Origin of the sequence: Micromonospora sp. H33, from assembly GCF_052068455.1 — a bacterium.
In the GTDB taxonomy this organism is placed as follows: domain Bacteria; phylum Actinomycetota; class Actinomycetes; order Mycobacteriales; family Micromonosporaceae; genus Micromonospora.
In genome coordinates this window covers 306,843-317,544 of record NZ_JBQHDE010000006.1, presented here as the reverse complement: position 1 = coordinate 317,544, position 10,702 = coordinate 306,843, and the positions used below count along the sequence as shown (strand labels likewise).

The 10,702-nt window shown below is 73.2% G+C and carries 8 protein-coding genes; 5 read left to right on the top strand and 3 right to left on the bottom strand.

The window, feature by feature from the left end; genetic code table 11:
- Positions 1-211 precede the first annotated feature (211 nt).
- The gene (locus ACTMS0_RS17185) at positions 212-868 is read right to left on the bottom strand and encodes a class I SAM-dependent methyltransferase (protein WP_441156203.1); all 657 of its coding nucleotides are present in this window, start codon (positions 866-868) and stop codon (positions 212-214) included.
- A gap of 305 nt (positions 869-1,173) precedes the next feature.
- Between ACTMS0_RS17185 and ACTMS0_RS17180 the strand changes: the two genes are divergently transcribed.
- Both ACTMS0_RS17180 and ACTMS0_RS17175 read left to right on the top strand, forming a co-directional pair.
- Entirely contained in the window at positions 1,174-3,231 is a 2,058-nt protein-coding gene (locus tag ACTMS0_RS17180; protein ID WP_441156202.1) for a DNA gyrase/topoisomerase IV subunit B, read from the top strand.
- 59 nt (positions 3,232-3,290) lie between these two features.
- The gene (locus ACTMS0_RS17175) at positions 3,291-5,774 is read left to right on the top strand and encodes a DNA gyrase/topoisomerase IV subunit A (protein ID WP_441156201.1); all 2,484 of its coding nucleotides are present in this window, start codon (positions 3,291-3,293) and stop codon (positions 5,772-5,774) included.
- A 140-nt stretch (positions 5,775-5,914) separates the two neighbouring features.
- On the opposite strand, the gene ACTMS0_RS17170 is transcribed toward ACTMS0_RS17175, so the two are convergent.
- A complete protein-coding gene (locus ACTMS0_RS17170; RefSeq protein WP_441156200.1) occupies positions 5,915-7,261 on the bottom strand; it encodes a uracil-xanthine permease family protein in 1,347 nt (448 codons plus the stop codon).
- A gap of 299 nt (positions 7,262-7,560) precedes the next feature.
- Between ACTMS0_RS17170 and ACTMS0_RS17165 the strand changes: the two genes are divergently transcribed.
- A complete protein-coding gene (locus tag ACTMS0_RS17165) occupies positions 7,561-7,974 on the top strand; it encodes a TrmH family RNA methyltransferase (RefSeq protein WP_441156199.1) in 414 nt (137 codons plus the stop codon).
- Positions 7,975-8,048: 74 nt separating this feature from the next.
- Here ACTMS0_RS17165 and ACTMS0_RS17160 read toward each other — a convergent pair whose 3' ends face one another.
- Positions 8,049-8,657, bottom strand: coding sequence for an alpha-ketoglutarate-dependent dioxygenase AlkB (locus ACTMS0_RS17160; RefSeq protein WP_441156218.1), 609 nt, complete (start codon positions 8,655-8,657; stop codon positions 8,049-8,051).
- Between the two features lie 167 nt (positions 8,658-8,824).
- Between ACTMS0_RS17160 and ACTMS0_RS17155 the strand changes: the two genes are divergently transcribed.
- Positions 8,825-10,060, top strand: a complete 1,236-nt coding sequence (locus ACTMS0_RS17155; RefSeq protein ID WP_441156198.1) for an acyltransferase family protein — start codon at positions 8,825-8,827, stop codon at positions 10,058-10,060.
- An 86-nt stretch (positions 10,061-10,146) separates the two neighbouring features.
- Complete coding sequence (locus ACTMS0_RS17150) at positions 10,147-10,557, top strand: hypothetical protein (RefSeq protein WP_441156197.1); 411 nt, start codon at positions 10,147-10,149, stop codon at positions 10,555-10,557.
- Positions 10,558-10,702 lie beyond the last annotated feature (145 nt).

The window sequence follows — 10,702 nt, the reverse complement described above, 5'->3', positions numbered from 1 at the left end:
TGACCGGCGCAGGGATCAAGCCTGACCGCCCGGAGCCGGGCACGGCGGGCCACACCCCCAACCGCAACCACACGACACCCCAAGCGAAACACCGCAACCAAGCCGCCACCACGCAGCCCTGCCCGCCACCAATGCGCAACCACGACAAAGCCGCCACCATGCCGACCCTCCCGGCACACCCCCCAACCCCAACCCCAACCACACCAGACGGTCAGGCGGGTCGGTGGAACTCGGCGCGCCAGCGGCGTACGCCCTGGGGGTCTTCGAAGTCCTCGACCCGGACGGCGGTGAGGCCGCCGGCGGCGAACGCGTCGATCTCGGCCCGCGTCAGCGGCCACGGCGGCCCGGCCGGCGCATCCTCGTCCTCGGCGAGGCCGGCGGCGATCACGAGCAGCGTGCCGTCCGGGGCGACCAGGTCGCCGACGGCGCGGATCGCGGCGAGCCGGATCTCGTGTGGCAGCGCCTGCACGGTCATGCTCTCCACCACCAGGTCGTAGCCGTGCCGCCAGGCCGGGGGAGGGTCGAACAGGTCGGCGGCGTGGTAGTCGACCGGCGAGCCCGGGTGCCGCTGCCGGGCCTCCTCGACGGCGGTGGGGGAGATGTCGAAGCCGACCGTGCGGTAGCCGAGGGTGGCGAGGTGCTCCGCGTCGCGGCCGTAGCCGCAGCCGACCACGACGGCCCGGCCGCCCGGGGACGGCCGGTGCCGGCCGGTCCAGTCGACCAGTAGGCCGTGCGGCGCGTCCCGGTCCCACGGGACGACGGCGTCGCCGCGGGCCGCCTCGGTGTACAGGCGGTCGAACCAGCCGGTCGGGTCGCCGGTGGCCAGGGATTCCGCCGCCAGGCGGTCCGCCGCGTCCTCCTGCGCCACCGGTGGTACCCCCGTGTGATCCGGCACCCCGGGCCGGGGCGCGACCGCCGGTCAGCGTAGCGGGCCGGCAGGCGCGCCGCTGTCCTGCTGCCGGGTTGCGCGGGGTGGACGGGGCCCGGGCCGACTGTCGCCTGGGTCACGGTCGGAATCTGCCGCCGGCCGGGTCTGTTGCGCCGGTTGCGGCGGGTCGAGCGGGGCTCCCGGGCGTTGTCGGGGCCTGCGGCTAGGCTCGCTGCGGCGCGCCGCTTCCGGCCGATGCCCGCCGTCCGCGGCACCAACCCGCCGAGACCTGGGAGTACGACCAGTTGACCGCAGAGCCTGAGACCCTGTACGGGGCCGACGACCTCACGCACCTCGAGGGGCTGGACGCTGTCCGAAAGCGTCCGGGCATGTACATCGGCTCGACCGACAGCCGTGGCGTGGGTCACCTCGTCAACGAGATCCTGGACAACTCCACCGACGAGGGCGTCGCCGGTCACGCGACGTCGGTCGAGGTCACGCTGCACGCCGACGGCTCGGTCCAGGTCGACGACGACGGGCGGGGCATCCCCACCGACGTGCACGCGAAGTCCGGCATCTCCGGTGTCGAGCTGGTGCTCACCCGGCTGCACGCGGGCGGCAAGTTCGGTGGCTCGGGCTACAAGACGTCCGGCGGCCTGCACGGCGTCGGTGCCTCGGCGGTCAACGCGCTCTCCCGCCGGTTCGACGTGACGGTCCGCCGCGCCGGCAAGGTCCACGCGATGTCGTTCCGGCACGGCGTACCCGGAATCTTCGACGGCCCCGGGCCGGACGCGCCCTTCACGGCCGGCCCTGGGCTCCAGGTGGTCGGCGCGATGAAGCGCGGCCAGCGCACCGGCACGTCGATCCGCTACTGGCACGACCCGCGCTATTTCGAGACCGGCGCGTCGCTGGACGGCGAGGCCGTGCGGATGAAGCTGCGCAACACCGCGTTCCTGGTGCCCGGCGTCCGCTATTTGCTGCGCGACCACACCGGGGCGGAGCCGGTCGAGGAGCGGTTCCACTACCCCAACGGCCTGACCGACATGGTGGAGTTCCTCGCCCCGGCGGGGGACCGGCCGGTCTCCGGCATGCTGCTGGTGACCGGCGAGGGGACGTACCGGGAGAACGCCGCCGACGCCAACGGTGTCATGCAGTCCAACGTGCAGCGGCGCGCCGAGGTCGAGGTGGCCTTCCGCTGGGGCACCGGCTACGAGCGCACCGTGGAGTGCTTCACCAACACGATCCGCAACGCGCACGGCGGCACCCACCGCAAGGGCTTCGAGCGGGCGCTGGCGCGGGCGCTCGTCGAGGCGGTCCGCAACGCCCGTGGCCTGCTCAAGGCCAAGGAGGAGCCGCCCACGCTGGACGACATCCTCGAGGGCATGACCGCCGTGGTGCACGTGCGGATCCCGGAGCCGCAGTTCACCTCCCAGACCAAGGACGAGCTGTCCACGGCCGGCATCACGAAGGTGCTCCAGGGCCTCGTCGAGCAGCACCTCAAGGCCTGGATGGAGGACCGGAGGACCAAGGCCGAGGCGCGGACGGTCCTGCAGAAGATCGTCGATGCGGCGCGGGTCCGCCTCACCCAGAAGCAGCAGAAGGACGCCGCGCGCCGCAAGACCGCCCTGGAGGGCGCGTCGATGCCGCCGAAGCTGGTCGACTGCCGTTCGACCGGCGTGGACCGCAGCGAGTTGTTCATCGTCGAGGGGGACAGCGCCCTGGGCACGAGCCGAATGGCGCGTTCGTCGGAGTACCAGGCGCTGCTGCCGATCCGGGGCAAGATCCTCAACGTGCAGAAGGCGAACCTCCAGCAGGTTCTGGACAATGCCGAGTGCGCGGCGATCGTGCAGGTGCTGGGCGCCGGGTCGGGGCGGACGTTCGACCTGTCGGCGATGCGGTACGGGCGGGTCCTGATCATGGCCGACGCGGACGTGGACGGCGCGCACATCCGTACGCTGCTCATCACGCTCTTCGCCCGGTACATGCGACCGCTGATCGAGGCCGGCCGGCTGTACGCGGCGATGCCGCCCCTGCACAAGATCACCACGAAGGGGCGCAACCCGCAGACGATCTACACGTACACGCAGGCGGAGATGGAGGCGACGGTCCGCAGGCTGGAGAAGGCGGGCAAGCAGATCGTGACCCCGATCCCGCGGTTCAAGGGTCTCGGTGAGATGGACGCCGACGAGCTGTGGGAGACCACGATGAACCCGGCCACCCGGGCGGTCCGCCGGATCACGTTGGACGACGTCGAGGCGGCCGAGCGGATCCTGGAGCTGCTGATGGGTGAGAAGGTCGAGCCCCGCCGCAACTGGCTGATCGACTCCGCGGACCGGGTCGACCGCGAGGCGATCGACGCATGAGCGGGCACGCCGCGATCGCGGGCACGAGCACCGCGTCCGTTCGAGGGGAAAGCTGAGTCATGGCACGCCGCAAGGAAACGAAGGTCGACCTGTCCTCGTTCGACCAGGCCGGCGCGCGGGTCTTCGACAACCCGCTGGTCACCGAGGTCTCCGACTCCTACCTGGAGTACGCGTTCTCGGTCATCCACTCCCGCGCCCTGCCGGACGCGCGGGACGGGCTGAAGCCGGTCCACCGGCGCATCCTCTGGTCGATGTACGAGTCCGGCCACCGGCCGGACCGGGGGCACGTGAAGTCGGCCCGCGTGGTCGGCGACGTCATGGGTAAGTACCACCCGCACGGCGACACGGCGATCTACGACGCGATGGTCCGCCTCGCGCAGGGCTTCTCGCTGAACGTGCCGCTCATCGACGGGCACGGCAACTTCGGCTCCCCGGACGACGGCCCGGCCGCCGCCCGTTACACGGAGGCCCGGCTCTCGCGGGAGGCGATGCATCTCGTCGGTGAGCTCGGCGAGGACACGGTCGACCTGGAGCCCAACTACGACGGCTCGCTGACCCAGCCGACCGTGCTGCCGGCCGCCTTCCCGAACCTGCTGGTCAACGGTGCGTCCGGGATCGCCGTGGGCATGGCGACCAACATGATCCCGCACAACCTCGGCGAGGTCGTCTCGGCCGCCCGCTGGCTGATCAACCACCCGGACGCCACGCTCGACAAGCTCATGGAGTTCGTCCCGGGCCCCGACCTGCCCACCGGCGGGCTGCTGCTCGGCCTCGACGAGGTGCGCCGCGCGTACGAGGGCGGGCGCGGTGTGGTGCGGATGCGCGGCAAGGTGGAGATCGGCCCGGTCGAGGGCAGCCGCGGCCGGCAGGCGATCACCGTCGTCGAGCTGCCGTACGGCGTCGGCGCGGAGAAGGTCATCGCCGCCATCACCAACGAGGTCACGAAGACCAAGCGGCTCACCGGCATCGCCGACGTCAAGGACCTGACCGACCGGGAGAACGGCACCCGCCTGGTCATCGAGTGCAAGGTCGGGGTCAACCCGCAGGCCCTGCTCGCCGACCTGTACCGGCTGACTCCGCTGGAGCAGTCGTTCGGCGTCAACAACCTGGTCCTGGTGGACGGGCAGCCGCAGACGCTGGGGCTGAAGGCGCTGCTGGAGGTCTTCCTGGCCCACCGGTACGAGGTGGTGACCCGGCGCAGCGCGTACCGGAAGCGCAAGCGTGAGGAACGGCTGCACCTGGTCGACGGTCTGCTGATCGCGCTGCTCGACATCGACAAGGTGGTCAAGCTGATCCGCGCCAGCGAGGACGCGCAGGCCGCGAAGGACGGCCTGATGCAGAAGTTCAAGCTGTCCGAGGTGCAGGCCACGTACATCCTCGACACGCCGCTGCGCCGGCTCACGAAGTACGACCGGCTGGAGCTGGAGGCCGAGCAGGAGAAGCTGCGCGGCGAGATCGCCGAGCTGTCCCGGATCCTGGACGACCCGAAGGTGCTGCGGAAGGTCGTCTCCGACGAACTGGCCGCGGTGGTGAAGCAGTTCGCGACGCCGCGCCGCACCACGCTGGTCGACGGGGACCTGAAGGAGGTGCTGGCCGCGTCCGCGCCGGCCGGCCCGCTGGAGGTCGCCGACGACCCGTGCCAGGTGATCCTCTCGGCGACCGGCCTGGTTGCGCGCACCGCGGCCGAGTCGGAGGAGGCGGCCGAGGGGCGCCGGCGGCACGGCCGGGTCAAGCACGACGCGGTACGCGCCGTCGTCCACTCCACGGCGCGCGGCCGGGTCCTCCTGGTCACCAGCGCCGGCCGGGCGTTCAAGGTGGACGTGCTGCCGCTGCCGGTGCTGCCCGAGCAGTCCGGCACCGTCTCGCTGCGCGGTGGCATGTCCGCCGCGGAGCTGGTGCCGCTGGAGCCGGGGGAGACGGTGGTGGGCCTCGCACCCCTCGGGCCGGCCGCCGACGGGTCACCGGGGCTCGCGCTCGGCACGCGGCAGGGTGTCGTGAAAATCTGCGCGCCGGAGTGGCCGGTGCGCTCCGACGAGTTCGAGGTGATCGGCCTGCGGGACGGTGACGAGGTGGTCGGGGCGACCTGGCTGACCGACGGCGCCGAGGCGCTCGCCTTCATCACGTCGGAGGCGTCGCTGCTGCGGTTCCCGGCCGGGCTCGTCCGTCCACAGGGGATCAAGGGTGGCGGCATGGCCGGCATCAACCTGCCCGCGGGAGCGCGGGTCGTGTTCTTCGGCGCGATCCGCACCGATGACCCGACCCATGGCGAGCCGATGGTGGTCACGTCGACCGGCGCCACGGTGAAGGTGACGCCGTTCGCGGCGTACCCCGTGAAGGGAAGGGCGACCGGCGGGGTGCGCGCCCAGCGCTTCCTCAAGGGTGAGACCGACGTGGCCGTCGCCTGGGTGGGCCCGCGGCCGGTGGGATCGACGGCGAACGGCGATCCGGTGGACCTGCCGGCGGCCGATCCGCGCCGGGACGGCAGCGGCTTCGCCGTGATGCTCGGCCCCGCCGTCGTCGGTCACCAGGTCGAGCGCGACTGACGGCCTACCGGGCGGGGGTCGGCGGCTGACGCCGCCGGCCCCCGCCCGTGCTCGCCCCGGCCACCGTGTCGATCATGCGATTCGCGGACAGGATCGGGGCACCCGCCAACTCCATGATCAACGGACGTGGCCGGGAGCGGTCAGAGCTCGGGTTCCGGGCCGCGGCGGGTCTCCGGGGTCGTGCCGCGGAGGCGGGCGACCAGGCGCATGCCGTGGTAGACGACCAGGGCGGCGCCGGTGCCCAGCGCGATGCCGTTGAAGGACAGGTCACCCGCGGTGACGGTGAAGTTCGCGGCGCCGACGATCACCGCGACGGCGGCGGTCAACAGGTTGACCGGGTCGTGGAAGTCGACGCGGTTCTCGATCCAGATCCGCGCGCCCAGGATGGCGATCAGCCCGTACAGGGCGGTGGTGGCGCCCCCCAGCACGCCCGCCGGCACGGTGAGGATCAGCGCGCCGAACTTCGGGCTCAGCCCGAGCAGCACCGCCGCCACGCCGGCGACCCAGTACGCGGCCGTCGAGTAGACCCGCGTCGCCGCCATCACGCCGATGTTCTCCGCGTACGTGGTGGTGCCCGAGCCGCCGCCGGAGCCGGCGAGCACGGTGGCCAGGCCGTCGCCCATGAACGCCCGGCCCATGTCCCGGTCGAGGTTGCGGCCGGTCATCGCCGCGACCGCCTTGACGTGCCCGGCGTTCTCGGCGATCAGCACGAGGATCACCGGGATCACCAGCACGACGGCGCGCAGGCTGAAGCTCGGCGCGTGGAACTCCGGCAGGCCGACCCACGCCGCGTCGCGCAGCCCGTCGACGGCCTTCGGGTCGAGCTGCCCGAGCGCGGCGGCGAGCGCCCAGCCGACCACGACGCCCAGCAGGATGGAGAGGCGGGCGAGGAAGCCCCGGAACGCGACAGTGGCGAGGAGGATCGCCACCAGCGTCACCACGGCGATCACCGGCTGGGCCTTGACGCCGGTGCCGCTGCCGCCGCCGTCCCAGGCGACCGGCGCGAGGTTGAGCCCGATCAGCGCCACGATCGCACCGGTGACCACCGGCGGCATCAGCGCGTCGATCCACCGCGCGCCCGCCACCTGCACGACCACGCCGACCAGGGCCAGCGCCGCGCCGGCGACCACGATGCCGCCGAGCGCCGGGCCGATGTCCCCGCCGGCCTTCGCCGCCAGCACCGGCGCGATGAAGGCGAACGACGAGCCGAGGTACGACGGCAGCCGGTTGCCGGTGATCAGCAGGAACAGCAGGGTGCCCAGCCCGGAGAAGAAGAGGGTGGTGGCCGGCGGGAAACCGGTGATCAGCGGCACGGTGAAGGTGGCGCCGAACATGGCCACCACGTGCTGCACGCCCACCCCGAGCGTCCGCGGCCAGGAGAGCCGCTCGTCGGGGTGCACCACGTCGCCGGGCCGCACGGACCGGCCGTCACCGTGCACGGCCCACGCCGACCAGCGCGAGCGCGCCTCGGTGGGGGACTGGGTCATGGGGTACCCCTTCGTGTCGTCGTCAGAAGGGGTTGATCGGACCCTGAGAGTCGTTTCTAGCACGCGCGCGCGCCTCGCCCACCGCCGACCGGCGCTCTACAATTCAGGATCCCCTGTCACCGTCGATGGCTCGTGTGCGCCGCTAAGCACACCAGCATGCACCTCCTTCATCACGGCGGAGTCGCCGTCGCGGCGTGAGCGCCGCCATCCGGGTCCGGCCGCCCCGGGAACTGCGCGCCGCTCGTCGCCTCCGACCCCACCGCTGCTGGGGCCACCTTGTGGCCGCTCCGCTCTGGCCGATGCACGGCGCCAACCTGGGTACGCTGCTGCGGACCTGCGACGCCGTCGGCGCCTGCCTCGCCGTACCCCCGTTCCGGTGGGTGGACGAGGCCGTCGCCCGGGGAAACACGTTGCGGCGCCCCGGCTGCGTGCACCGCGTCGGCTCGCCGCTGCGCTGGCTGGCGACCGAACGGGCTGCCGGCACCCGGATCCTCGGCGTGGAACTCGCCGACGAGGCCGTCCGGCTCGGTGACCTGCCGGCCGCGCGCGGCCGGACGATCGTCGTCCTGGGACACGAGCAGACCGGGATTCCGCCGGAGGCGCTCGACCACCTCGACGCCGCGGTGGAGATCCCGATGGTCGGCTCCGGGCTCAGCCTGAACGTCGCGGTCGCCGGCTCCCTGGTCCTCTACAAGCTGGCCGGTCTCCTCTGAGCATGGACGACGCAGATCTTGGAAGCCGGCGGCCCCCCGAGGGGCCGGAATCTTCCAAGATCTGCCCGATCGGCTCAGGCGACGTTCGCGGGGCGGAACTGCACGCTGACCCGGGGGCCGACCGGGCGGGCGGTCTTCGGGATCGCGTGCTCCCAGGTGCGCTGGCAGGAGCCGCCCATCACGACGAGATCGCCGTGGCCGAGCGGGAACCGCAGGCTCGCACCGCCCCCACGGGGACGCAGCAGCAGCGCCCGGGGCGAGCCGAAGGAGACGATGGCGACCATCGTGTCGGTGTGGGCGCCGCGGCCGATGGTGTCGCCGTGCCAGGCGACGCTGTCGCGCCCGTCGCGGTAGAGGCACATGCCGGCGGTGACGAAGGGCTCGCCGAGCTCAGCCGCGTAGTGCCGGGTCAGCGCCTCCCGGGCGGCGGTCAGCACCGCGTGGGGCAGCGGCCGGCCGGCCGCGTACCAGCAGAGCAGGCGCGGGACGTCGACCTCCGCGTCGTACATGGTGCGGCGTTCGGCGCGCCAGGGCACCTCGTGCAGGAGGGTGTCGAGGACCTGGTCGGAGCCGCGCACCCAGCCGGGCAGGTGGTCGACCCAGGCGCCCCGGCTGAGCTGGTGCCGCGTGACCTGGCCGGCGAGCGGCCCGAGCGTCGGGCCGGCCTCGGCGAGATCCAGCATCGAGGGCTGGTAGGCGACGTCCGGCACGCCCCGAGCCTACCGCATCATCGAACACGCGTACGACCGATGGCCGGTGCGGCGCGGCGGTCACCGGGCCGACGGGTAAGGTCGCGGGGCGGTGCGGGCCGGGCCGTCGGGCCCGCCCACGACCGGAGAAGGAGAAGCCTGTGCAGGTGACCCCCACCGACCGGCCGGTACCCGCGGCGAACCCCGCCGCACCGCGGCCGGGCGGCCGGCTGCCGTCGCTCACCGGGCTGCGGTGGATCGCGGCGCTGCTGGTCTTCGGCTTCCACGTCGCGACGATGGGCATCGTCGCCGAGCCGAACCATAAGGCGGTCGTCGACCGGGTCTTCACCCTCGGCCTGTCGGGCGTGCAGTTCTTCTTCATCCTCAGTGGATTCGTGCTGGTGTGGTCGGCCCGCCCCGGCGAGGCGAAGCACACCTTCCTGCGCCGTCGCGTCGCGAAGGTCTACCCGAACCACGTCGTCATGTTCGTGGCGGCGCTGCTGGTCGCGTACGCGTTCGCCGACCCGGTCAACCCCCGCGCCGCGGTGGAGAACCTGCTGCTGCTGCAGGCCTGGGATCCGACGCCCGGCATCTTCTACAGCGTCAACACGGTCAGCTGGTCGCTGTCGTGCGAGTTGTTCTTCTACGCCTGCCTGCCGTTCGCCCTGCCGCTGATCCACCGCATGCGGGCGGGCGCCCTGTGGTCCGTGGTCGTCGCGGTGCCGCTGCTCATCCTCGCGCTCTGGCCGGCCCAGGCACTGGTGCCGGAGGAGAGCCGCTGGTGGTTCACGCAGGTCTTCCCGGTGGTGCGCTCGCTGGAGTTCTGGCTGGGCGTGGCCGCCGCGGAGCTGCTGCGCCGGGGCCGGTGGCGAGGCCCACGGCTGGGTGTGGCCAGCGTGGTCTTCCTCGTGACCTGGGTGGTGGCGAGCGGCTGGATCCGGGCCGAGCTGTGGGCGGCACTGCTGTCGGTCGCGTACGTCCTGGTCATCGCGGCCGCGGCCGACGCGGACGTCCGGGGCCGGCGGACCGTGTGGGCCAGCCGCCCGATGATCTGGCTCGGGGAGGTCTCCTTCGCCTTCTACCTGGTGCACGTCCTGGTCATGGTGACCGTGCTCCGACTGACCGGGCACTACGGCGTCGGCGTCGGCGGCTGGTGGGGGCCGGCCGCGGTGGTGGGCTTCCTCCTGGTCAACCTGGTGCTCGCGGCGCTGCTGCACCGCTACGTGGAGACGCCGATGATGCGGCGACTCGGGCCACCCCGCCGGCCGCGACCGGCCGCGCCGGACGCCGGCAGCCGGGCGCACGCGCAGCCCGGCCGTGCGGACCAGGACGCCGTGCCGTCGCAGCGGGCCGCCGAGCCGGACCACCCGAGGGCGTACGCGGGCGACCGCGGCTGACCGGGTCCACGCTGGTCGGTCCGGCGGGTCGCGACGACACGCTGGTGACGGGTGCGATCGGCCGACCGCGACGGTAGCGTGGCATCGTGCTTCCGGTCGCGCTCACCTGTCCGTTGTGGTGGGTCGTGCGCTGGGCCTCCCGGCTGATGGCCGGTCTCGCGCTGACCGCCGGCCTCACCGTCGGCGTCTCCGCCCCCGCCCAATCCGCCGGGCAGGCCGAGGTGGCGGTGGCGTCGGCGACCAGTGACTGCTTCGCGTTGTCCATCCGGCGAGCGGCGACCGACATCGCACCGACCGTGCAGGTCGCAGTCGAGGCGCCGGCGGTCGGGACCGCGCCGCACACCGTGCCGGCTGGGTCGGGAGCGGACGCCGCGCCGGCTGCCGGAGCCGTGCCCGGCGACGCCAAGCGGGTGACGCCGGTGGCCACCGCCGAGTGCGGCTCCCTGGCCGGCCGGTTCCCCGCCAGCTCCGGCTCGCGGGCTCCGCCGCGCAACTGATCGACCCCCGGACCGCAGCCCGCCGCGCGACGCCGGTGACGACCGCCTGAGCAGTCCCGGCCCGTCCCGTTCGCTGCCTCCGTACCCGTGCACTCCCCGCCGCGCCGCCGGTCCGCGCCCACCCGGGCAGCGACCCGCGTGCGCC